The organism is Helicobacter salomonis (assembly GCF_900197775.1).
GTDB classification, from domain to species: domain Bacteria; phylum Campylobacterota; class Campylobacteria; order Campylobacterales; family Helicobacteraceae; genus Helicobacter; species Helicobacter salomonis.
On record NZ_FZMA01000048.1, the window covers coordinates 13,311 to 35,414 of the forward strand.

Genomic DNA, 22,104 nt, shown 5'->3' on the forward strand with positions numbered 1-22,104 from the left:
ATGAGAGTGTATTTTTTCGCCACTTGTTTAGGAGGGGCTGTTTTTAGTCAAACCGCGCTCAATTGTATCAAGCTGTTACAAAAAGAGGGGGTCGAGGTGGTCTTTAAAAAGGATCAAACCTGCTGTGGACAGCCCAGCTACAACTCGGGCTACTACACCCAAACCCGTGAAGTTGTCCTACACAATGTGCGCTTATTCAAAGAAGATTACCCCGTAGTTGTGCCCAGCGGGTCTTGTGTGGGCATGATGGCGCATGACTATTTAGAACTCTTTGAAGGACTTCCTGAATATGAGGAAGTCAAACACTTTGCCTCAAGGGTCTTTGAACTCTCTGAATTTTTAGATAAAAAGTTGGAAGTGCGTTATAGCGACACAGGTGCGCCCATTAAAGTTACATGGCATTCTAATTGCCATGCCTTGCGGGTGTCTAAGGTCATTGAAAGTGCGAAAAAGATCATCGCCCAGCTCTCCAATGTAGAGCTCGTGCCCTTGCAAAGAGAAGAAGAGTGTTGTGGTTTTGGAGGGACTTTTGCGGTCAAGGAACCTGAAATTTCTTATGCAATGGTGCAAGATAAGATTAAAGACATTGAAAATCAAAATGTAGAATGCGTGCTCTCCGCTGATGCAGGTTGTTTGCTTAATATTAGCGGGGCGATGGCCAAAATGCGTAGCAACACCAAGGCGATGCACTTTTATGACTTTTTAGCCCAAAGAGTGGGCATAGGAGCTTAAATGACACACACCACTACCCACAGCGATCAGGATTATGAAAAAGTCATCACAGAAAAACTAGGCGATGCGCAGTTGCGCACGAATTTGCGCTCGGCGATGGATACACTCATTCATAAGCGTAAGGATTTGCTCACAAGTCGTTTTCCTGAATGGGAAACATTGCGCACCATGGGGCAAAACGCTAAACTCAAGGTCCTAGCCCAACTCGATACTTATGTCCAACGCTTTGAGGAAAACGCCACGAAAAATGGCTTTGTAGTGCATTATGCTAGCACGGCTAAAGACGCCAATGATATCATTTACAACTTGGCTAAAGAACGCGGAGTTACGCGCATTCTCAAGGGTAAATCAATGGCCAGCGAGGAAATCGGCTTCAATCAATACATGAAAGAAAAAGGCATTGTCGCCAAAGAAACCGATTTGGGCGAGCTCATTATCCAGCTCATCGATGAACACCCCGTGCATATCGTGGTTCCAGCCATCCATAAGAATCGCCACCAAGTGGGCAAAATCTTCCAAGAAAAACTGAGCGCACCCCTAGAGAGTGAGCCAGAAAAACTCAATGGAATTGCTAGAGAGCACATGCGCACAGAATTTGAAGGCTTTAAAATGGGGCTCTCAGGAGTGAACTTTGCGATCGCTAATGAGGGGGCGATTTGGTTAGTAGAAAATGAGGGCAATGGACGGATGTGCACCACTGCCTGCGATATCCATGTGGCTATTTGTGGGATTGAGAAAATGGTGGAGAGTTTTGAAGACGCCTCGATTTTGAATAACCTGCTCTGCCCTAGTGCAGTGGGCGTGCCCATCACTTGTTATCAAAACATCATCACGGGTCCCCGTCAAGAGGATGAGTTAGATGGACCTAAAGAGGCGCATATCATTTTACTAGACCATAACCGCTCGAATATCCTAGCTGATGAGAAATACTATAGAGCCTTGAGCTGTATCCGCTGTGGGACCTGCCTAAACCACTGCCCGGTCTATGACAAAATCGGGGGGCATGCCTATTTAGCCACTTACCCCGGGCCTATTGGGGTGGTGATCACTCCTCAACTCTTTGGACTAGATAATTACGAACACATTGCCAATTTATGCAGTTTGTGCGGGCGTTGTGGGGAAGTATGCCCGGTGAAAATCCCCCTCCCTGAACTCATTAGAGATTTGCGTTGTGAAAAGGCGCATGAGGGGCGGGGCGTGGTACGTGGCTATAAAGATGCCAAACATAACAAATGGGAGGAGCTAGGAATGAAAGCTTTTGCCAAATTGGCGAGCAATGGTGTAGCGTGGCGGGCATTTTTGACGATCAATGGCTGGTTAGCCCCTTTGGGCAAGTGGGTGGGGCGCTATACTCCCGTGCTCAAAAAATGGCTCAAGCATAGGGATATGCCCGCCGTGCACGCCAATTTGCACGCGCAAGTCAAGGCCCTAGCAGGGGTGGTTTATGAGTAAACAAGTCGTATTAGAGCGCATCCAAAGCGCACTCAAACGCCACACTATCTCTCACCAAGACATGCCCTATGAAAACATGATCATTGACACCAAGGACGATCTGCTAGAGGAATACAAGCACTTCCAAGAGTTAAACCGCGCTGAGGTTGTCGACTCCAGCCCTGAAAATCTACTTACAGAGATAGAAAACGCTCTAGCCGCCTTTGAGAGTCAGAAACTCTTATATGCCACAGATTTGCCATGCGATCTAGAACAGCTAGAGGGGTGTGTTAAAATCCCCTATAACAAGCCCGTGGAGGAATTTAGAGAGGAAATTTTTCACATCGACACGGCGATTTTAAAGGCAACCTGTGGGGTGGCCAATTTAGGCATGGTGGGTGTGGTTTCTTCCCCTGCAAGCCCACGCCTAACCTCACTCATCACGCTCAAATGCATTATTTTATTAGAAAAGTCTAGCATTGTGCGTAATTTAGCCCAAGGCTTAGAATCTCTAAAAAGGGTGGGAATACCCCAAGATGTCAAAATGCGCGATGAGGATTGTAAGCGTTGCTTGCCCACTAACATGCTCTTTATTGGTGGACCTAGCCGTACAGCCGATATTGAATTGCAAACCGTCTTTGGCGTGCATGGCCCTATGGCTGTGCGCGTAATCTTATATTAAGAGAAATAATGCAATTGCAAGTAGAACCAAGCTCAAAGCAGAGGGAAAAATGATATATACGATATTGAAAAAATCTTTCTTATATGGCTCTGTTTTAGTGTTGTTGCATGCTTGTGCTACGGTGAGAATAGTGCCATCATCACTTACTCAAGAAGCAAAAAAATTTGCTGCGCCTGACACGGGTAAAGCAGGACTCTATGTTTACCGTGATGGTATTGTTGGTGGCATCCTGACAAAAGATGTTTGGGTTGATGGTGAATGTTTGGGTAAGTCTGCACCTAAAGTGTTTTTCTTTACACAGTTGCCAGCAGGTAAGCATACTATTGCAACCGAATCTGAATTCTCCCCCAATACATTAAGCCTTGATATGGAATCCGGAAAAAATTATTTTGTCCGACAATATATAAAAGTAGGGGTATTTGTTGGCGGTGCCAATTTGAAATTGGTGAATGAAGAAAAAGGTCGGGCAGCGGTAGCGAAATTAAATATGGCTGAACCAGGTCATTGTAGCCGTCCGCATCCATAGTAATTTTTACAACTTCTCGGTGCACGGCTGATATTGAGCTTAAAACCGTCTTTGGCGTGCATGGCCCTATGGCTGTGCGCGTAATCTTATATTAAGGAGAAATAATGCAATTAACACCCCATACACCAGCCCCTGCTTTCACTCTCAAAAATGCGCAAGGGCAGAGCGTAAGCCTAAAAGATTTTTTAGGTAAAGTCGTGGTGCTTTACTTTTATCCTAAGGATAACACCCCCGGATGCACCATTGAGGCGCAGGATTTCACCAAATTAAAAAGCGCATTCCAAGCTAAGGACGCGGTGATTTTGGGGGTGAGCCCAGATGATGCCAAGAGTCATTGCCATTTTATCGAGTCTGAAAAATTAGGCATTGAACTTTTAAGCGATCCTAATTTGGAAGTGCTTAAAGCTTATGGGGCATATGGCACTAAAAACATGTATGGCAAGGAAATAGAGGGCGTGATTCGCTCCACTTTTGTGATTGACAAAGAGGGCAAGATCGCCCACGCGCTTTACAATGTCCAAGCCAAAGGCCACGCCCAAAGAGTATTGAGCCTGCTTTAATTCTAAATTGCCCCCTCTCAACCTTTGTTGCCGATGCCATAGTGTATTGCACGGATTGGGAAAATTTGGGAGGGGCAACACATCACTTGCATTTTCTGCCAAGAATTTAGGGATTTATAGCAAGGTAGTTTTTAGAGCAATACGCTTGTCAAGCCCTCCGAATTTCTAAAAATTGCTATAATTGGCCCATTTCAATAAAGGATCGCTATGATCACTCCTAAAACTTTGAGTGGCTTTAAAGACAGACTCCCCAAAGAGGCGATGGCTAAGGGAGCGGTGCTAGATAAACTAGCCAGTGTGTTTAGAAGTTTTGGATTTGTGCCCATCGAAACCCCCCATTTGGAATATGCGTCCATTTTAACCCAAGAGGAGGGGGAGATTCAAAAAGAAATCTATCTATTTAAGGATCATGGCAAAAGAGAAGTGGGGTTGCGCTTTGATCAGACCATCCCCCTAGCCCGTTTTATCGCCCAGCACCACCACGCTCTAGGTCTACCCTTTAAACGCTATGCCATTGGCAATGTCTTTAGAGGGGAGCGCGCTCAAAGGGGGCGTTATAGAGAATTCACCCAGTGCGATTTTGATTTCATCGGAAGCAAGAGCTTGCTCTGTGATAGCGAGATTATTCAGGTGATCATCGCCAGTCTGAAAGCTTTAGGCTTAGATGAATTTAGCGTGTGGATCAATCATCGTAAGATTTTAAATGGATTATGCGAACATTTTGGATTGCATACCCAAGAGGAGATTCACGCACTCTTAAGGGTAGTGGACAAACTGAGCAAGATCGGTCAAGAGGGCGTGCTCTTGGAGCTCAAAACCCTTTTCCCGCAGTTGCAGTTTGCAGACCTGCTAGAAATCATCAACACAAAGCAAAATGGCGACCCCTTAGAATTTTTTAAAAGCGTGGCTTATTTGAAAGCTTATAACTCCACTTTAAAGGAGGGCTTGGAGGAGTTAGAGAGCCTCTTTAATCTCCTCCTCTCTTTAGAAATCAATCCTGAGCATTTTAAAGTAGATTTCTCCATTGCTAGGGGGCTTGGGTATTACACCGGGATCGTCTATGAAACCACCCTCAATGCCCTAGCGACTTTGGGAAGTGTATGTTCAGGGGGGCGTTATGATAATCTTTCTAAGAGCTTTAGCACCCAGAGTTTGCCCGGTGTGGGCGCATCTATTGGGCTAGATCGCTTGCTAGTGGGTTTAGAGGAGCTCGAATTAGTGGAGAGTAAATCCACGAGCGCGCGGGTGTTAGTGGTGTGCATGCACCCCTCCCACTTCGCCTATGCTAGTCAAGTTGCCCAAAAATTCCGCCAAAGTGATGTGAATGCAGAACTCTACCCTGAAATCGAAAAACTCAAAAAACCCTTCAGTTATGCTAACCAAAAGGGGCATGAATTTGTGGTGGTTTTAGGAGAAGAAGAAGTGCGCAACAAGAGCTTAACCCTCAAGAACATGACGACGGGGGTGCAGGTGAATCATTTGAGCTTTTTGGGCGCATTGGCGATGGTGAGCGAATGAAGGGCTATAATGTCGCCCTTGTAGGGGCAAGCGGGGCGGTGGGCTTGGAGATCGTCACACTTTTAGAGCAATGGCATTTTCCTCTTAAGAGTTTCAAACCCCTAGCTAGCAAGAGAAGTGCTGGGACAAAACTCACACTTATGGGGCAAGAATATGAGATTTTACCAACCACCCATGAGAGTTTTGAGGGTATAGACATCGCCTTTTTTAGCGCGGGGAGTGGAGTGAGTAAGCTCTTTGCTCCTAGTGCGGCTAAGGCAGGCGCGCTGGTCATTGATAACACTAGCTTTTTTCGCCTAGAAAAAGACATCCCTCTAGTTGTCCCAGAAGTCAATGTGCAGGATTTAACAAATTGCCCTAAAAACATTATCGCTAATCCTAACTGCTCGACTATCCAAATGGTGCAGGTGCTTGAACCCCTACATCAAGCTTTTGAAATTGAGCGGGTTTGTGTGAGCACTTATCAGGCCGCTAGTGGGGCGGGCAAACGGGGCATAGAAGAATTGCAGGCTCAAATGGCAGGTAGCCAGCAGAGTCAAGTCTTTCCCCACCCCCTAGCCTTAAATGTGATTCCTCAAATTGATATTTTCATGCCCTCTGGCTACACCAAAGAAGAGATGAAGATGGTGCAAGAAACCCATAAGATCATGCATGCAGATTTTCCCATCAGCGCGACCTGTGTGCGTGTGCCTGTTTTGCGTAGCCATAGCGAGAGTATTAGTATTCATTTCAAACAGACTATAGACGCCTATCAAGCCCAAGAAGTGCTCAAAAGTGCGCCTAATATCGTGCTCTTAGATGATCCTAGCAAAAATCTCTATCCCATGCCCCTTAGTGCCAGTCATACAGATCAAACCTTTGTAGGGCGTGTGCGATCCGATCTCTTCGATCCTAAAATTTTGCACTTGTGGTGTGTAGCTGATCAGCTCAGAGTGGGCGCGGCCAGCAATGCGGTGAAAATTGCTCTCAGATATCTAGGACTTTAAGAACCCTCCCGCTGGATTTCTTTGAGAGTTTCTAAGACTCTGGAGAAGTCTGGCTTAGTAATGCCATGCTCTTTGAGATAGGCATCGTCTACTTTTTTCCAGATGAAAGTTTTGCCAAAAAACCCGCGCCGATCGAAGCTAGGTAAGAATTTTAAGTCACCGTTCTTCTTTTGACGCACCTGCACATAGTAAGTCCGCCCATCGTAGAAATTATAGGCTTTACCATTCTTGTAGGTATTCTCATCCACATAGGTTAAATCGTAAAGAAATACCACTCCCTTATCACTGCGATCGCGCAGAGCAGGATCTCTATTATAAATATCTTTTTGGGCTTTTGAACCATCCACATTGGCGATTCCATAGGCATAATACTTGCCCTTATACTTGAAAAATTCCACATAAGAACTCTTCATATAAAGAAAAGATTGGGTTTCATACACCCCCTCCAGAGTGCTAGCCCCCAACACTCCAAACATCCATCCAATCACAATCCAACATAGTCTCATCGACACGCTCTTATAGTTTCAACTTGATCAGGTCTTTGGGTACTTTAGCCACCACCTTGCGCACAATCTGCTCATTGTATGGCCGCGTTGTGTGGGCATCGTTCTCTAAAAAAATACCCAGCATCCCCGCGCGCATGCGCAATTCAGACACATCTAAACTAGACTCATAGGTTTCCTGGTCTAGTTTAGCATCATAGGGGTTCTTGACCTCTAAATCGTGGCGATCTCCCCACACCACCAGCTCGCTTCCTTGCACCACCAATAAAAAATCGACATAGTGCCTATGTGTTTCTAAAACCCCATGCACAGGGTAGTAGACGATCTCCATAGCATGCATCCCATGCGTTAACTCCCGCCTAAAAGACCCCACCTCTTGCCGCATAAGACCTTGATGATGCGTGTGCGTCTCCTCCAACACGCTGTGCAGGTATGCATATAGAGATTCCAACTCCAAAGTTTTACCAAACAAGGGCTCAAGAGAATCCAACTTGCCAAAGACTGCCATATTTCCTCCAAAAACAAGAAAGAAATATAGCAGTAAAATCTTAATGATTTTTAACAAATCTAGCAAAAAATTCCAAAATACTTACATTTTGTGCTCTAAAGCCCACAAACCTAAAGTATGGGGACATAAGACTGCATGTGGCAAATTTGTGCTATAAATACGGGAAGTGCGGTGTGTAAAGAGTTGGGGTGTTAACTCTTGGAGTGGGGGTTATAAGGTCTTTTGGGTGGGAAGCCATCCCTGATTTTTGGCTATGGGAGGTGCGTCTCACATTTGCCGTGGCGGTGCGCGTCCAGATCATCACAGAAAGGTTGTTGTAGAGATTGATTCCTAGGCACCTAAAACCCGTCGTCATGCGCTACTATATCCCCAGTCATCGTTTCAAATACCTAAGTGCAAGTGTGGGGATTTTAGGACTGTGTTTTATTCTAGGTATTGTGGGATTGTACCTCATGCCTGAGAGCATCACACATTGGAGTAAAGAAAAGTTTGGATGGCTGAGTTGGTGTCAAAATGTACTCTTGGGGCCACAGCTTGATCACGATCTCTTTATCTTTAATGGAGTTTTGCACCCCTATTTTGGCGCGATTTACTACATGCAGGCTAGAGTGGCAGGGTATCGCAAGCGCGCCTGTGTCTTTTTCACCTTTTTAGTATCTACTTTTTTTTGGGAATATGGCCTAGAGGCCTTTGTAGAAATCCCCAGTTGGCAAGACCTCATCTGCACACCCACTATGGGACCTCTACTAGGAGAGCTATTCTTCCATGGAACCCGCTACATTCAAAACCGCCATGGGAGGTTATGTGACTCTAAAGGCCTTGGCACTCTTGCGCTCTTTGGCATGGATTTTATTGGCTTTGTGATCCAAAACCTAGGGTTGGCAAGAGCATTGGGAATCCACAACAAAAACACTTTCAAGCAAAGTTAAGCGATTTTCACCATAATATCACCTTCAAGTGGTGGAATACCACCTTTAAAGGCAGTTTCATGGAGCGTTGTGTACAGGTTTCCAGCGAAGCGGGGTTACCCACTAAGTTTGGGGAGTTCCGCATCCAATCTTTTAGAGAAACCAAGGAGGGTCAGAGTTTCGATCATCTCGTGGTGTTCACTGCACATTTATCCAGTCCTCCCTTGGTGCGCTTGCATTCGGAGTGCTTAACTGGAGATGTATTTGGATCACAAAAATGCGATTGTGGTGAAGAATTAGAGATGGCTTTGCAGAGAATTCAAGCCCACCCTCAAGGGGGCATGCTTATCTATTTGCGCCAAGAGGGGCGTGGCATCGGGCTGTTTAATAAAATTAATGCCTACGCTCTGCAGGATCAGGGTTATGACACTATCGAAGCCAATCGCGCTATTGGCTTTAAGGATGATGAGCGCGATTATGACATTGTCAAAGATATTATGGAGCATTATGGCATCCAGCACATCCACTTACTCACCAACAATCCCCAGAAAGTGCAGGCTCTGAGCGCCTTTGTGAGAGTGGAACGGCATAGTATTATTGTGCAGAGTAATTGCCATAATAGGCAGTATTTGGAAACTAAGAAAAATAGAATGGGGCATTTACTTTGATGATTAGTGTAGAATTTTTAGGACCTATTCCAGAAGAGGATATGCAGCTTGAAATAGGCGATCTTAGCGCGCTCAAAGCCATTTTAACGCAAAAGGAGAGCCTCAGACCCTGGTTGCCCCTCAGTGCCATTGCGATCAATGGGGTTTTAGTCGAAAATATCCACACACCTCTCAGAGACGGCGATAAGGTGGTGATCTTGCCTCCTGTGTGTGGAGGATAGTTTGCTAGAGATTTTTGAGGGTGGCTTGGACACAACAGGGCTTTATGCGCAGTGGGAGCGCGAGTGTGCTACGCATAACTACGGGGCTTTGTGCGTCTTTACGGGCGTGGTGCGTGCTCAAGAAGAAGATTTTAGAGGGTTGAGTTTTGATCTGTACATGCCCTTATTGCAAGCATGGTTTGAAGGATGGCAGCGCAAAGCGCAAGCTCGAGGAGTGCTGCTCAAAATGGCGCATTCAAGGGGGGATGTCGCTCTGCACCAGAGTTCTTACATGGTGGGATTGATGGCCAAACACCGCAAAGCCCCTTTGGAAATTTACGGCGCTTTCATTGAAGATTTCAAGCAGAGTGCGCCTATTTGGAAGTATTATTTGCAAGGCGAGCAGAGGGTCTACGCGCAAGATCAGGGACATCCCTTGAGGGGAAGTGGGTTATTAAGCTGAAGGGTATGCATGGAATGTATTAAGGTTGGGATTGTCGTAACCAGTGATCGCGCGTCCTTGGGAGTGTATGAGGATTTAGGGGGGCCAGCAATCCGCGAAGTTTTGCAGGGTTATATCTGCAACCCTTTGGAATTTGAATACGCGCTCATAGCCGATGAACAGGAGAGTATTACACAAACCCTAATACACCTGAGTGATGAAAAGCGTTGCGATCTCATTGTAACTACGGGAGGGACGGGGCCCGCCCCCAGAGATGTAACCCCTGAGGCCACGCAGGCGGTGTGCTCTAAGATGTTGCCCGGCTTTGGGGAATTGATGCGCATGGCTAGCCTAAAATATGTTCCCACCGCCATTTTATCCCGCCAGAGTGCAGGTATCAGAGGTTCAAGCCTCATTGTCAATTTGCCCGGTAAACCCAAAAGCATTAGAGAATGCCTAGAGGTGGTTTTTCCTGCTATCCCTTATTGCATCGATTTGATCGGAGGAGCTTATATTGAGGGTAACTCTGAGAATATCCAAGTGTTTCGCCCTCAAAAATGACACTCAACCATTTGGATCGTAGCCACAACCCCACCATGGTCGATGTGAGCGCTAAGGCTTCTACACAGCGCGTAGCCATTGCCAGTGGCAAGATTTACATGAATGCTCAAGTATATCAGGCTATCTTGGACAACGCACTCAAAAAAGGGCCTGTGATTCAAACGGCCATCATTGCGGCCATCATGGGGGCTAAACAGACCAGCGCACTCATTCCCATGTGTCATCCTCTGAATTTGAGCGGGGTGCACGCGCAGGTGCTGGAATGTCCCTCTGAGAGTGCCCTGTTGGTGCGGGTACAAGTGCAATGTCAGGGGCAAACGGGTGTGGAGATGGAGGCCCTTATGGGAGTGAGTGTAGGGCTCTTAACGATTTATGACATGGCCAAGGGCATGGATAAAAGCATGGTAATGGGAGAGATACAATTAGAGCATAAAAGTGGGGGAAAGAGCGGCAATTATACCATTGACAAGGAGTAAATAAATGTGGAAACGGCGATTACTAGGGGCAGGGTTGTGTGTGGTACTGGCAGGGTGTGGGCCTGAGATCACTATCACTAATGAAGTCCCCCTGCGACTAACCTACCAAACTAGTGCGCATCAAGCCCCGATGACTCACGAGCAAATTATTCTCTTAAAGCCTGTCTTGCAGTATAGTGATAATGTCGCCAAAGAATACGAGAATCAATTCAGGCAACAGCTCGCGCTCAAGATTCAGGATTTGCTCAAAAATCAGGGTTACAAGGTAAATCCTCTTGATGTGAGCGATAAGAGCGATCTGACCTTTGCACAAAAGCGCGACAACTATCTAGCCCTAGAAATCAGTGGGGAAATTGTGCTCAGGCCAGACCCTAAAACCACAGAACAAAAAAAATCCAGCCCCGGACTCATCTTCTCTACGGGCATGGATGTCATGAAGGGCACATTATTGGCCATGGGATATGTGAAAGTGGTGTTTGTAGAACCCGTAAGCGGGGAGTCTGTAGATTCGTTTATGATTGATTTAAGTGAAATTGATGTAAAAGAACCCTTTGTCAAATCTAGCCGATCGGAGCATACTGGTGGCTTGTTGAGCTCCATGTATAAGGGAAAAGACAATTCTAACGACGCGGTGAAAAAAGCACTCAATACCATCTTTCAAGCTGTGATGCGACACCTAGACTCCAAACTCACCCAAGAGAGAATTAAATCCTATACCAATGATATTGCTGAATTAAAAGCACGCAAACCAGAGTGATGGCACGGCACCCCCGCACACCTCTCTCCCAACAACTTTTAAATCTTGGCCTAGGGGCGTTATGCTTTAGCTTGTTCTTGAGCGTATTTTTTATCTGCTTGCGACTGGGTTTTATTGCTTACACAGGCATTTACAAGGGTGCGCTTGCCCAGAGTGTTAGTACACTCTGGGGGGCTATTTGGCAGGTGCTAGGCGATGGAGTCAAATATGACAATCGCATTGTAGCCATTTTTGGCCTTCTCTTCTTACTTCTAGGACTTTTTACCCCCACACGCTTACGATCTAAGTTACTTGCTTCCTATGCCTGTTTTAGTATCGCGTTCTGTCTGCTCCTACAACTTGCCAACATGACTTTTTATAGCATTTATGGCGATGTCTTTAATGCAAATTTGCTTGAAATCTTGGACGAGAGCCCTAAGACACTCTTGAGTATGGCGGTTACGGGGGAGTATTTCATCGGCACAAAAGTTTTAATCTGGTTGGTTTTAAGTGCTTTAAGTTTTAGACTTTACCTAAAAGCTACGCACCTAGCGACCCATGCATACACAATTCTCCAAGTCTTCCCCCCTAAATTTGCCCTGAGTGCTGTATTATTCTCTTTTACGCTCTTTATGCTCGTTTCAATCAATTCACGCTTGGGGCTGACCGGGGTATCCTTGGATTTTATAGTCCAACCCGCTGAAAATCCTTTCTTGCGCAAAGTAACTCCCGGGGCGTTTCGCAATCTCTATCTGGTCTTTAAGGATTATCGCAAAAGTCGCCAGATTCATTTTGCTAGCTTTAGCTCTAAGCCACTCTTGCAGGCGACTCAAGAGTATTTTCATCTCCCTCCCAGAACTTCTTTTCCCCTCGATCTTAGAGAATTACTCAAACAACAGAGCCACAATCCCCTATCCCCTCACATCACCCATGTTTTTTACATTGTCTCAGAATCCCTCTCCACATGGCATTTTGATCCCAAATTTGACTCGATCGGGTTAGTCAGCGCACTCAAAGGGCTCAATGACCACCAACACGGCTTTATTTTCCCGCTGTTTTTAGAAAATGCAAGGCGCACGGTGAAAAGCCTCGATGTGCAAATCACCGGACTTTTTAATATTAACGACACGAATTTTGTCAATATGGGAGTTAAAATCCCCTCTCTGCCCACTGCCATTGGTAACCAGATGAAGGGATTGGGGTTTCATAATCTCTTTTACTATGGGGGCAGTGGGATTTGGAATCGTTTGGATAGCTTCACCAAAACACAAGGGTTTGATGGACTGATCTTCAACACCCGCTTGCTCGAATTTGCTCACCATAAACTTGCCACAAATCCCACGGCTTATCCAAAACCCTTGGAGAGCAATTGGGGTGTGCATGACAATATCTTGTTTGACTATATTTTAGAGGCAACTCCCTCAGATCAAAACACATTCACTATGGTGATGACCTTGAGCAACCACACAACCAGAAATGTCAACCTAAAAGCCTTTGGGGTGCCTGTGGAAGAGATTCAAGCTTTTGTGGATCGTACCCCCGCATCGGAGAATTTACCCGATGCGAACTTTCTAGGCCATGTCTATTGGTATGATAAAATCTTGGTGGACTTCATTAAAAAGGCGCGTATCAAGTTCCCTCACTCTCTCTTCGTCATCACTGGCGATCACTTCGATCGCAGTTTTGATTATGCCAAGAATAATTTCTACATGACAAAGAGTGTGCCCTTCATTCTCTACGCCCCCTCTTTAGAACCCAAACAGGTTCGCTGTATCGGCGCGCATATCGACATTGCGCCCACAATTATGGAACTTGTCGCACCTAAAGGTTATACTTATGCCAGCTTTGGCAAGCCTCTCTTTAGCAATGCCAGCATACCCCAAGAGTGCGCCCATGACCATGCGTTAGGTTTTGATGTGGTGGGAGCTAGGGGGGTAGATGGGGTGGATTTTGTCTATGGGAGTGGGGGGTTAGAGGGGCTAAATTATGTGCAAAACCAACTTTGGATCAAACACTCCCCCAGTGCTCAGGATTTGAAACTGGCCGAAAACCTCATGGAGCAAGAGAGAATTGCCAATGGACTAAGCTGGCATTATCTCTTTAAGGGACCGGTTTTACGCGAACCCCCAGTGCCTCATAAGTAATTGCTCAATGCCATTTGATTGATCTTGCTACTTGAAGAGAGCACGGCATCGTAATTATTGCGCAACTGGGAAAACTTGTTATAGGTTTCTGCGATGTCTGTGCCCACCGTATCGCCCCGGATAGATTGCACTTGGGATTTGAGCACCTCATTGCGTCTTAGAATATGCGCAAAACTACGGCTATGGGCTCCATTAGCGGCGATGATCTTTTCGATATGATCACTCAAGTGATCCACCAACTCAATATTATTCTGAATCCCTAAATTACGCATGTGTTCATTGTAATTATCTTGCAGGGCATCGGGGCGGTAAATCCCCCTGCGCACCGAATCGATCACGCCATCTAACTGCTTGAAAAAGTTAATGTGGGGTTGATCGATGGTGAGCGCGTTATTGGCGTTCAAACGGATGGAAGGTGCGTCCTTTTGCAATACATGGGCAGAAAAATCATCAGACTGGCTATCAAAGAACATGAATCGCATGAGAGTTTTAGAGTGGATTTTATCGTGAATCACCACCTGTCCGTTTTCGTTTAAATTGACATCTACGCGCGTATCGGCTTGTTGAAGCAAGGCTAGAAACGCCTCCTTACTCTCATCAGAGGGCACATGGGCTTGCGCGCGCGCATAAACTTTAGTGTCTTGGTTGCTGTAATTCATTGCTAAGGTGATGGCATCCATGAGCTGGCGGTAAGTAACTTCATTGGGTTTAGTAAGAGTGGGTGGATTTTGATTGCGATTATACAAGGGGATGTGATAGGGTGCACCCCCGTTTTTGTTGGGCAATTCTAAGAACGCGCCACGATCTTCCAAAGACAAGCGCGCTTGCAAGGGCACGCCATTGTGGTCTTGCAATTTGAGGATATAGCTTTGTTCCCCAATTTGCGCTCCCATTACCTCAGAGAGTGTTGTGGCCTCCGTGGCATAATCCATGCTTTTGGGCACTACCTGAGAAACATTACCCACTAAACGCGCGCCTGAGTGCGTGAAGTAGGTTTTTTGATATTCACTAGCATAATCTGTGGGCAAGGCTTTGACCTCTTGTCCTTTGGCATCTAAACTTCTAAGCGTTAGACTAAGACCATGGGGGCCATCAAAGGGAGGGGTGTTACTATCATGGGCGGTGTTTTTGACATTGTGATCGACAAGGCGCAATCTCCCATCTTCAGAGATTTCAACCTCCAAATTTCCCTGAAAGTGCCCTTTGATAGCGTTTATCACATCTTGTAGAGTGGATTGTGTGCTTAAGACAAGGGGTTCTAGGGGAGTTGTATTGATGGTCCCATCTGGATTGTTGGGGCGTGTGCCACTAATTTCCAGAGCAGCGGCATTAGGACCCAAAATTGCGCTCAGCTTTGTGTTGCGGTTGGCTGGGATATTGTCTTGGGTGATAAATGCGCTGGAGAGATCGAGCATGCGGCGATCGTAAGGATCGCTCACGCCATGTAAAGTTGAAAGACCACGATCGGTGAGAAAGGGGCTTTTGACATAGTGGGTAACACGCGCGTCACTGGCGCGCAATTCTTCAAGATTGTCCACATCTTTATCACTAGAGATCATGTGAAAATCAATTGTAGCATTGCCACTAGTGAGGTCTTTAATTTCGATCTCTCCCCACGCATTCAAGCTTACATCCACGACTTTGTTAGTCGAGGTATTACCATAAGCCTTCCCGATTTGCTCTAAAAGATCACTGATGGTAGTGGCATCCTCTTTTTTAGTATATGCCTTGTCTAGGGCGAACTTCGACTTAAAGGCGTTGCCATCAGGGCGCACCCCCTGCAAATAGAAATACTCTTTGGGGTCGTTGCTAGGGTCATCATCGCTGTCCCCAATGAGATCACGCAGAGTATCATCTGCCTGCACAAAAACCTCACTAGGTTCAGCAGTTTTATTGAGCGCGTCCATAATATCAGGGTGTAATTTATTTTGATTGAACATGCGGATATTAGTGGTGATGTGCTTTCGCTTATCTAAATCTTTGCCTAGAAATAAATCTTGACCGGTTACATTATAGGGCACGAGATTATTGGCACTCACTAAAGCGTTGAGATCCTCATCATTACCATAGTAATTACCCGCACTATCAAAGGGTTTGCGATCGACTTTACTGCCTCCAAATAGGTATTCACCTCCAATGGAGGTATTAGCCACATTGATCATGTGGGCCTTGAGCTTTTCTAAATCGAGGGCAATAGCTTGGCGGGAGGTGGTAGAATGCACATCGCTAGCGGCTTGAATCAATTTGGTTTTAAATTGCTCCATCGTACTGGAGAGCTCACTTAAAGCTTTATCGGCATTGAGCGTAGCGGTGTGGGCATTCTTGGCCACATCAATGCCTTGATCTAGAGTATTTTCTTCAAAACCATATTTGAGATTCTGGTTATTGACATTGCTATCTTGGTAACCATATTGTATTTTTAGACCCGAAGCAATTTTGGTATTAGCTGTGTTGAGTTTATTTTGCAATCCGTTTTGGTAATAGTTCATCTGGTTATAGCGGCCACTATCACTAATGCGCATAACTTCCCTTTTATGTGAGTTATTAATGCACACATGCAAGATGTATACCAGTATGGTGGCTGATCTTTTAAGCTTTTTCGTGTTAGAATGGGGAGAAATTTTGTTTTTTAGGATTTGGTATGTACGCAGTGTTTAAAAATGGGGGCAAACAGTATAAAGTACAAGAGGGGGATGTGGTTTTACTGGACAAGCTCGATCTAGAGCCTAAGGCGCATGTGGAGCTAGATCAGGTTTTGGCGGTGTCAAAAGAGGGGGGGGTTGTTTATGGCACACCCCTAGTGAGCGGAGCTAAAGTGGAAGCTGAGGTGATCAATGAGGGACGGGGCAAAAAAGTGATTATTTTTAAGAAACGCCGCCGTAAAGATAGCAAAACCAAAAGAGGTTTTAGGCGGGATTTCACTCGCGTTAAAATCACAAAAATCGTAGCATAAAGGATTTAAAGCATGGCACACAAGAAAGGTCAGGGGAGCACACAGAATAATCGCGATTCGGCTGGAAGGCGTTTAGGGGTTAAAAAGTTTGGTTCGGAGTTTGTCAGGGCGGGTAACATCATCGTGCGCCAGAGGGGTACTAAGATACACCCAGGAAAAAATGTGGGCATGGGTAAGGATCACACGCTCTTTGCTTTGGTTGATGGCTTTGTGTGTTTTAGCCACAAAGATAAAGAACGCAAGAAAGTGAGCGTATTAGCGGAAAAGTAAGGCGTTAACAGAACTAAAGGAGGGGAAGGAGTAGTGGATGAAAAATTGGCTTGTGGGTTTTTTAGGGTTGTGGCTGTTGTTGTGGGGGAATTTAGGGGCGCAGGGTAAAAACGGAGGAACTCTGATCTATGCACGGGGTGCGGATGGCTCGAGCATGGATCCGGCATTAGTAACTGATGGTGAGAGCTATGCGAGCACAAGCAATATTTACGAAACTCTTGTGCGTTTCAAATATGGCACTACGGAAATTGAGCCTGCCCTAGCGAGCAGCTGGGATATTTCTAGTGACGGTTTGGTATATACTTTCCACCTACGCAAAGGGGTTTATTTCCACACCACTAAATACTGGGACAAAAAAGTTGAACTCACCGCTAGGGATGTGCTCTTTTCTTTCAGACGCCAAATGGTAGGAGGCGATCCTTACTACAAGGGGCGGAGTTACATCTATTGGGAAAGCATGGGAATGTCTAACATTGTCAAGAGCGTTGAAGCCCTAGATAAATATACCGTCAAGATTACACTTAAGAAGCCAGAGGCTCCCTTTCTGGCAGATTTAGGGATGGATTTTCTCTCGATCTTAAGCCAGGATTACGCGCAACATTTAGCCAAGCAAGGTAAGCAAGACGAGCTTTCCAAGAAACCCATTGGCACGGGCCCTTTCAAGTTTGTTCTTTGGCTTAAAGACGATAAGGTTGTCATGGTCAAAAATCCTCAGTATTGGGGTCCTAAAGCCTATTTGGATAAAGTTGTCATCCGTGTGATTCCCAATCCTTCTTCTCGAGCTCTAGCTTTGGAAAAGGGAGAAGTGTCCGTGATCAAATCTCCTAATCTCAGCGAAGTACCCCATTTGCAAAGTCTTCCTAACGTGGTTGTTGACAAAGCCCCCTCCTTGATGACTGTATGGCTCAGTCTTAACACTCAAAAGAAGCCCTTTGACAACCGACTTGTGCGCCTTGCCCTCAACTACGCCATCAATGCCGACGACTACATCAAGGTCGTGTATGCAGGCTATGCTAAAAAGGCAGTCAATCTCCTACCTCCTGGCATGTGGGGTTATAACACCAGTATAAAGCCCTATCCCTATGACCCTGAAAAGGCCAAACAGCTTTTAAAACAAGCGGGTTATCCCGATGGGTTTGAAACCACTCTCTTCACTGCAGCACGGCATAATAAAAAGGGTGCAGAATTCGTCCAAGCGCAACTGGCCAAGGTGGGCATTAAAGTCAAGATTGAGTTTTTTGAGTGGGGAGCTTATTTGAAAAAGGTGGCTATGGGAGAGCATGCTATCGCCTTCAGTGGCTGGATGGCAGATACGGGCGATCCTGATAATTTTCTCTACACGCTCTGGAGCAAACACGCAGCTCTGCAGAGCCCCTCACAGAACCACTCTTTCTACAAGAGCGATGCCTACTCTGATTTAGTCACCCGTGCCAAGGAGATCACGGATGAAAAGGAACGCACAAAGCTTTATGAACAAGCGCAGGAGATTTTCCACAAAGATGTTCCATGGGTTCCCCTGGCTTATCCAGATGAAGTTCTCCCACATTTAGCCAGTGTGAAAGGTTTGAAGGCAACTGGAGTGCAGTTGAACCGCTTCTCCAGTGTGTATTTTGATAAATAAACTAGCGAGAACGCCTTGCTAAGTTTTATCCTCAAGCGGGTTTTTTGGACTATCCCTACTTTGTTCGGGGTGAGTATCATTGTCTTTGCCATGGTACACCTGGTACCAGGAGACCCCGCGTTGGTGATCTTGGGCGAGCATGCTAGCAAGGAGGCTGTGGAGGCCCTGCGAGAACAAATGGGCTTGAATAAACCCCTCTTAGAGCAGTATTTTCTCTATATCAATCACATTTTCCATGGGGATTTTGGGAAGTCTTTGATGTCGGGTGAGCCGGTGATGAGCGAGTTTTTGCAGCGTTTTCCCGCCACGATTGAACTCTCCCTAAGCGCCCTTGTAATTGCCATTGTACTGGGACTCTTTGCAGGCATTGTAGCGGCTATCAAACGCTATAGCGTTTTTGATTACACTAGTATGGGAGTGGCTTTAGCTGGGGTATCCATGCCCGTTTTTTGGCTAGGTTTACTACTCATCTATTTTTTCAGTGTCAAATTAGGCTGGTTTCCGGTTTATGGGCGTTTGAGCGATGAGTTTTACCTAGATGGACCTACCGGGTTTTATCTCATAGACAGCTTGTTAGCCCATGATTACGATGCCTTTCTTGACACGATCAAGCATTTAGTTCTGCCCAGCATCGCTTTAGCAACCATTCCCACCGCCATCATCGCACGCATGACTAGGGCCAGCATGTTGGAAGTGGCTAAAGAAGACTATGTGCGCACGGCTAAGGCCAAGGGATGTTCTCCCTTTAGAGTGGTTACTATCCACACTTTGCGCAATGCGCTCATTCCTGTTACCACCATTGTAGGCTTGATGCTTGCGGGCTTACTAGGGGGAAGTATTCTCACCGAAACCACCTTTGCATGGCCGGGGGTGGGCAAGTGGATGGTCAATGCACTCAACCAACGTGATTTTCCCATTATCCAATCCTCTAGCTTGATCATAGCAGTAATCTTCATCGCTGCAAATTTGATCGTAGACATTCTATACGCCTTCATCAACCCCAGAATAAGGCTTTCATGATGGAACGCATCACAGAGTTTTGGGGGCGATTTAAAAAAAATAAAGCGGCCGTGGTGGGAGCATGGATTGTGCTTTTTTTAATCCTATGTGCCCTGCTAGCCCCTGTGATCAGCCATCATGATCCTTATGCACAAAATGCCCAAGAGAGGCTAGCTCTGCCTGCCTGGGACAAAGGGGGGAGTGCTAAACACCTCTTGGGTACAGATGACTTGGGGCGGGATATCTTCACCCGCCTGCTCTATGGAGCGCGCATTTCTCTGACTATTGGAGTGATTTCCATCGGCATTGCTGTCTCTTTTGGGATTGTCTTTGGGCTCTTGGCGGGTTATTTTGGCAGGCGCACGGACATGATTATCATGCGTTTGATGGATTTAATGCTGGCTTTACCCTCCATTTTACTCATTATTATCGTGGTAGCGATCTTGGGGCCCTCCCTGTTTAACGCGATGTTAGCTATCGGTATTGTGGGGATTCCCGGGTTTGCCCGCATTGTGCGCGCCTCTGTCTTAGCCGAAAAAGAAAAAGAATATGTCATCGCCTCCAAAGTCAATGGCTCGGGGCATTTGCGCCTGATGTTTAGGGTCATCTTCCCTAATTGCGCCGTGCCCATCATTGTGCAAGCCACGATGGGCTTTGCCTCTGCTGTGCTGGAGGCGGCTGGTTTGAGCTTTTTGGGCTTGGGCGCACAGCCCCCCACACCCGAATGGGGCGCGATGCTCTTGGACGCGATGCAATACATCACCACCGCTCCCTGGCTCATCATCTTCCCGGGGGGTATGATTTTTTTGACGGTGATGGGCTTTAACTTGCTGGGCGATGGGATCATGGATGCGCTCGATCCCAAACACACGCGTTAGGGAGTTACTATGTCTGAAACCCTACTCAAGGTGGAAAACCTTAAAACCTACTTCTTTACTGATAAGGGAATCAATAAAGCCGTGGATGGGGTGAGCTTTGAGCTCAAGAAATCTCAAACTCTGTGTATTGTTGGAGAGAGTGGGAGTGGGAAAAGTATCACCTCGCTTTCCATTCTAGGTCTCATTGACAAGCCCGGTAAAATTGTAGATGGAGTGATCGAGTTTAGACAGCAGGATTTACTCAAGCTCAGCCAGAAACAAATGCAACAAGAGATTCGGGGCAAGAAAATTAGCATGATTTTTCAAGAACCCATGACCAGCCTTAACCCCTCTTACACGATCGGCTTTCAAATCAGCGAGGCGCTTAAAATCCACCACCCCGATTTGAACCGCAAAGAACGCTACGAGCGCGCTTTGGCCGAGTTGGAGCGTGTGGGCATCCCGCATGCTAAAGAGCGTTATCACGACTATCCCTTTAAGCTTAGCGGAGGGCAACGCCAAAGGGTGATGATCGCCATGGCAATGGTGTGTGCTCCAGAACTCTTGATCGCCGATGAACCCACTACCGCTTTAGATGTTACCATTCAGGCCCAAATTTTAGAACTCATGCAGGAGTTACAAGCCACTAAGGGGACTTCGATCCTCTTTATTACCCACGATCTAGGCGTGGTCGCCCAGCTAGCGGACGCGGTGGTGGTAATGTATAAGGGACATGTGGTAGAAAAAGCCAGTGCCAAAGAGCTTTTCAGTAATCCGCGCCACCCCTACACCCAAGCCCTGCTCAATGCGATCCCCAAACCGGGCAAGGAACACCGCAAAAAACGCCTCCAAACCGTGGATGAAAATGTCAATTACTTAGAATTTCCTAAGGAGATTCGATGATCCTAGAAGCTAAGAACTTGCAAAAAATTTATTATATCTCTCAAGGGCTTTTCGAGCCCCCTAAGCAAATCCATGCGGTGAAAGACATCACTTTTAAAGTGCATGATGGGGAGATTTTGAGCGTGGTCGGGGAAAGTGGGTGTGGGAAGAGCACCACTGCCAAACTTTTAATGGGGATTGAGAGCCCTAGCGGGGGGGAGATTTTATTCAAGGGCAAGAGCCTAGCCCAATTTAGCAAAACTGATTGGCAGGAATACCGAAAATATGTCCAAATAATCTTCCAAGACCCCTATTCTAGCTTGAACCCTAGGTGGCAGGTGGGAGACATCATCGCCGAACCCCTCTTACTCAACACAAATTTTTCCAAACAAGAGCGGCACGAAAAAGTCTTAGAGATGATGGATAGTGTGGGGCTTAAACGCGAGTGGATCGGCCGCTACCCCCATCAGTTCTCAGGGGGGCAACGCCAGCGCATCGGTATCGCGCGCGCACTCATCATCCACCCCAAAGTGGTGATCTGTGATGAGCCCGTTTCGGCTTTAGATGTCTCCATCCAAGCCCAAGTGCTCAATCTGCTATTAGATTTGCAAAAAGAAATGGGCTTAACCTATGTCTTTATCAGCCATGATTTGGGCGTGGTGGAGCATATCAGCGATCGTATTTTGGTGATGTATCAGGGCGAGATTGTAGAACGCGGCGATGTGGAGAGTGTGTTAAGCGACCCTAAAGACCCCTACACCAAAAAACTCTTACACGCCGTGCCCCATTTAGAAAAATCCATGCAACGCTTTTCCTAGTCCATGTTTGTCGATAGCGTAGAAATTGTCATTGCCTCTGGCAAGGGCGGACCGGGTGCAGTGAGTTTTAGGCGCGAAAAATTTGTGATCAAGGGCGGACCGGATGGGGGCGATGGGGGGGAT

General features: G+C 46.4%; 25 protein-coding genes and 1 pseudogene. 23 read left to right on the plus strand and 3 right to left on the minus strand.

Annotated features, from left to right (window positions below; all coding sequences use genetic code 11):
- From C6H04_RS07055 to asd, 7 genes are all read left to right on the plus strand, one after another.
- The gene (locus tag C6H04_RS07055) at positions 1-732 is read left to right on the plus strand and encodes a (Fe-S)-binding protein (RefSeq protein ID WP_104695728.1); all 732 of its coding nucleotides are present in this window, start codon (positions 1-3) and stop codon (positions 730-732) included.
- Positions 733-2,184 (plus strand): LutB/LldF family L-lactate oxidation iron-sulfur protein, encoded by a 1,452-nt coding sequence (locus C6H04_RS07060; RefSeq protein ID WP_104732752.1) that lies wholly within the window; start codon positions 733-735, stop codon positions 2,182-2,184.
- Positions 2,177-2,845, plus strand: a complete 669-nt coding sequence (locus C6H04_RS07065) for a LutC/YkgG family protein (protein WP_104732753.1) — start codon at positions 2,177-2,179, stop codon at positions 2,843-2,845. Before C6H04_RS07060 ends, C6H04_RS07065 begins: the two co-directional genes overlap by 8 nt.
- A 64-nt stretch (positions 2,846-2,909) precedes the next feature.
- Positions 2,910-3,371, plus strand: coding sequence for a DUF2846 domain-containing protein (locus C6H04_RS07070; RefSeq protein ID WP_199767098.1), 462 nt, complete (start codon positions 2,910-2,912; stop codon positions 3,369-3,371).
- 104 nt (positions 3,372-3,475) lie between these two features.
- Positions 3,476-3,931 carry a peroxiredoxin gene (locus tag C6H04_RS07075; protein ID WP_104732755.1) on the plus strand — a complete coding sequence of 152 codons (456 nt, stop codon included), beginning with the start codon at positions 3,476-3,478 and terminating at the stop codon, positions 3,929-3,931.
- 207 nt (positions 3,932-4,138) lie between these two features.
- Positions 4,139-5,449, plus strand: coding sequence for a histidine--tRNA ligase (gene hisS, locus C6H04_RS07080; RefSeq protein WP_104732756.1), 1,311 nt, complete (start codon positions 4,139-4,141; stop codon positions 5,447-5,449).
- The gene (gene asd, locus C6H04_RS07085; protein ID WP_104732757.1) at positions 5,446-6,435 is read left to right on the plus strand and encodes an aspartate-semialdehyde dehydrogenase; all 990 of its coding nucleotides are present in this window, start codon (positions 5,446-5,448) and stop codon (positions 6,433-6,435) included. The genes hisS and asd overlap by 4 nt, the downstream gene beginning before the upstream one ends.
- Here asd and C6H04_RS07090 read toward each other — a convergent pair.
- Positions 6,432-6,941 (minus strand): DUF2147 domain-containing protein, encoded by a 510-nt coding sequence (locus tag C6H04_RS07090; RefSeq protein ID WP_104695709.1) that lies wholly within the window; start codon positions 6,939-6,941, stop codon positions 6,432-6,434. The genes asd and C6H04_RS07090 overlap by 4 nt on opposite strands.
- 10 nt (positions 6,942-6,951) lie before the next feature.
- Positions 6,952-7,512, minus strand: a complete 561-nt coding sequence (locus C6H04_RS07095; RefSeq protein ID WP_233710473.1) for a YhcH/YjgK/YiaL family protein — start codon at positions 7,510-7,512, stop codon at positions 6,952-6,954.
- A 287-nt stretch (positions 7,513-7,799) separates the two neighbouring features.
- Between C6H04_RS07095 and C6H04_RS07100 the strand changes: the two genes are divergently transcribed.
- From C6H04_RS07100 to C6H04_RS07135, 8 genes are read left to right on the plus strand one after another with little or no spacing between them, the layout of a single operon-like run.
- Positions 7,800-8,375, plus strand: coding sequence for a DUF3943 domain-containing protein (locus C6H04_RS07100; RefSeq protein WP_104732758.1), 576 nt, complete (start codon positions 7,800-7,802; stop codon positions 8,373-8,375).
- 59 nt (positions 8,376-8,434) lie between these two features.
- Complete coding sequence (gene ribA / locus C6H04_RS07105) at positions 8,435-9,022, plus strand: GTP cyclohydrolase II (RefSeq protein ID WP_104695706.1); 588 nt, start codon at positions 8,435-8,437, stop codon at positions 9,020-9,022.
- A complete protein-coding gene (locus C6H04_RS07110) occupies positions 9,022-9,243 on the plus strand; it encodes a MoaD/ThiS family protein (protein ID WP_104695705.1) in 222 nt (73 codons plus the stop codon). Before ribA ends, C6H04_RS07110 begins: the two co-directional genes overlap by 1 nt.
- Before the next feature lies 1 nt (position 9,244).
- On the plus strand, positions 9,245-9,685 hold the full coding sequence (locus C6H04_RS07115; RefSeq protein WP_104732764.1) for a molybdenum cofactor biosynthesis protein MoaE: 441 nt from the start codon (positions 9,245-9,247) through the stop codon (positions 9,683-9,685).
- A gap of 9 nt (positions 9,686-9,694) precedes the next feature.
- Positions 9,695-10,225 carry a molybdopterin adenylyltransferase gene (gene mog, locus C6H04_RS07120; RefSeq protein ID WP_104695704.1) on the plus strand — a complete coding sequence of 177 codons (531 nt, stop codon included), beginning with the start codon at positions 9,695-9,697 and terminating at the stop codon, positions 10,223-10,225.
- Positions 10,222-10,701 (plus strand): cyclic pyranopterin monophosphate synthase MoaC, encoded by a 480-nt coding sequence (gene moaC / locus C6H04_RS07125; protein WP_104695703.1) that lies wholly within the window; start codon positions 10,222-10,224, stop codon positions 10,699-10,701. Before mog ends, moaC begins: the two co-directional genes overlap by 4 nt.
- 4 nt (positions 10,702-10,705) lie before the next feature.
- Positions 10,706-11,458, plus strand: coding sequence for an HpaA family protein (locus C6H04_RS07130; RefSeq protein ID WP_104695702.1), 753 nt, complete (start codon positions 10,706-10,708; stop codon positions 11,456-11,458).
- A complete protein-coding gene (locus C6H04_RS07135; RefSeq protein WP_104732759.1) occupies positions 11,458-13,581 on the plus strand; it encodes an LTA synthase family protein in 2,124 nt (707 codons plus the stop codon). Before C6H04_RS07130 ends, C6H04_RS07135 begins: the two co-directional genes overlap by 1 nt.
- Here the strand turns inward: C6H04_RS07135 and flgL are convergent.
- Positions 13,572-16,103, minus strand: coding sequence for a flagellar hook-associated protein FlgL (flgL, locus tag C6H04_RS07140; protein ID WP_104732760.1), 2,532 nt, complete (start codon positions 16,101-16,103; stop codon positions 13,572-13,574). The two genes, C6H04_RS07135 and flgL, sit on opposite strands and share 10 nt — an antisense overlap.
- A 119-nt stretch (positions 16,104-16,222) precedes the next feature.
- On the opposite strand from flgL, the gene rplU reads away from it, so the two are divergent.
- From rplU to C6H04_RS07180, 8 genes and pseudogenes are all read left to right on the plus strand, one after another.
- Entirely contained in the window at positions 16,223-16,534 is a 312-nt protein-coding gene (gene rplU, locus C6H04_RS07145) for a 50S ribosomal protein L21 (protein WP_104695699.1), read from the plus strand.
- Between the two features lie 12 nt (positions 16,535-16,546).
- Positions 16,547-16,804 carry a 50S ribosomal protein L27 gene (rpmA, locus tag C6H04_RS07150; protein WP_104695698.1) on the plus strand — a complete coding sequence of 86 codons (258 nt, stop codon included), beginning with the start codon at positions 16,547-16,549 and terminating at the stop codon, positions 16,802-16,804.
- Between the two features lie 37 nt (positions 16,805-16,841).
- Positions 16,842-18,425, plus strand: a complete 1,584-nt coding sequence (locus tag C6H04_RS07155) for an ABC transporter substrate-binding protein (protein WP_104732761.1) — start codon at positions 16,842-16,844, stop codon at positions 18,423-18,425.
- 15 nt (positions 18,426-18,440) lie between these two features.
- On the plus strand, positions 18,441-19,445 hold the full coding sequence (locus C6H04_RS07160) for an ABC transporter permease (protein ID WP_104695696.1): 1,005 nt from the start codon (positions 18,441-18,443) through the stop codon (positions 19,443-19,445).
- Positions 19,445-20,302, plus strand: a complete 858-nt coding sequence (locus C6H04_RS07165; RefSeq protein ID WP_104695695.1) for an ABC transporter permease — start codon at positions 19,445-19,447, stop codon at positions 20,300-20,302. The genes C6H04_RS07160 and C6H04_RS07165 overlap by 1 nt, the downstream gene beginning before the upstream one ends.
- 9 nt (positions 20,303-20,311) lie before the next feature.
- Entirely contained in the window at positions 20,312-21,184 is an 873-nt protein-coding gene (locus C6H04_RS07170) for an ABC transporter ATP-binding protein (RefSeq protein ID WP_104732762.1), read from the plus strand.
- A complete protein-coding gene (locus tag C6H04_RS07175) occupies positions 21,181-21,981 on the plus strand; it encodes an ABC transporter ATP-binding protein (RefSeq protein WP_104732763.1) in 801 nt (266 codons plus the stop codon). The genes C6H04_RS07170 and C6H04_RS07175 overlap by 4 nt, the downstream gene beginning before the upstream one ends.
- 3 nt (positions 21,982-21,984) lie before the next feature.
- Positions 21,985-22,104, plus strand: a pseudogene (locus C6H04_RS07180) (GTPase ObgE); the annotation flags it as partial.

Coding starts and splice junctions, on each gene's coding strand:
- C6H04_RS07155 (WP_104732761.1), top strand. CDS start 16,842: ATGAAAAATTGGCTTGTGGGTTTTTTAGGGTTGTGGCTGTTGTTGTGG.
- hisS (WP_104732756.1), top strand. CDS start 4,139: ATGATCACTCCTAAAACTTTGAGTGGCTTTAAAGACAGACTCCCCAAA.
- mog (WP_104695704.1), top strand. CDS start 9,695: ATGGAATGTATTAAGGTTGGGATTGTCGTAACCAGTGATCGCGCGTCC.
- C6H04_RS07075 (WP_104732755.1), top strand. CDS start 3,476: ATGCAATTAACACCCCATACACCAGCCCCTGCTTTCACTCTCAAAAAT.
- C6H04_RS07165 (WP_104695695.1), top strand. CDS start 19,445: ATGGAACGCATCACAGAGTTTTGGGGGCGATTTAAAAAAAATAAAGCG.
- C6H04_RS07100 (WP_104732758.1), top strand. CDS start 7,800: ATGCGCTACTATATCCCCAGTCATCGTTTCAAATACCTAAGTGCAAGT.
- C6H04_RS07065 (WP_104732753.1), top strand. CDS start 2,177: ATGAGTAAACAAGTCGTATTAGAGCGCATCCAAAGCGCACTCAAACGC.
- C6H04_RS07090 (WP_104695709.1), bottom strand. CDS start 6,941: ATGAGACTATGTTGGATTGTGATTGGATGGATGTTTGGAGTGTTGGGG.
- rpmA (WP_104695698.1), top strand. CDS start 16,547: ATGGCACACAAGAAAGGTCAGGGGAGCACACAGAATAATCGCGATTCG.
- flgL (WP_104732760.1), bottom strand. CDS start 16,103: ATGCGCATTAGTGATAGTGGCCGCTATAACCAGATGAACTATTACCAA.
- ribA (WP_104695706.1), top strand. CDS start 8,435: ATGGAGCGTTGTGTACAGGTTTCCAGCGAAGCGGGGTTACCCACTAAG.
- C6H04_RS07055 (WP_104695728.1), top strand. CDS start 1: ATGAGAGTGTATTTTTTCGCCACTTGTTTAGGAGGGGCTGTTTTTAGT.
- moaC (WP_104695703.1), top strand. CDS start 10,222: ATGACACTCAACCATTTGGATCGTAGCCACAACCCCACCATGGTCGAT.
- C6H04_RS07170 (WP_104732762.1), top strand. CDS start 20,312: ATGTCTGAAACCCTACTCAAGGTGGAAAACCTTAAAACCTACTTCTTT.
- C6H04_RS07135 (WP_104732759.1), top strand. CDS start 11,458: ATGGCACGGCACCCCCGCACACCTCTCTCCCAACAACTTTTAAATCTT.
- asd (WP_104732757.1), top strand. CDS start 5,446: ATGAAGGGCTATAATGTCGCCCTTGTAGGGGCAAGCGGGGCGGTGGGC.
- C6H04_RS07110 (WP_104695705.1), top strand. CDS start 9,022: ATGATTAGTGTAGAATTTTTAGGACCTATTCCAGAAGAGGATATGCAG.
- C6H04_RS07060 (WP_104732752.1), top strand. CDS start 733: ATGACACACACCACTACCCACAGCGATCAGGATTATGAAAAAGTCATC.
- rplU (WP_104695699.1), top strand. CDS start 16,223: ATGTACGCAGTGTTTAAAAATGGGGGCAAACAGTATAAAGTACAAGAG.
- C6H04_RS07175 (WP_104732763.1), top strand. CDS start 21,181: ATGATCCTAGAAGCTAAGAACTTGCAAAAAATTTATTATATCTCTCAA.
- C6H04_RS07130 (WP_104695702.1), top strand. CDS start 10,706: ATGTGGAAACGGCGATTACTAGGGGCAGGGTTGTGTGTGGTACTGGCA.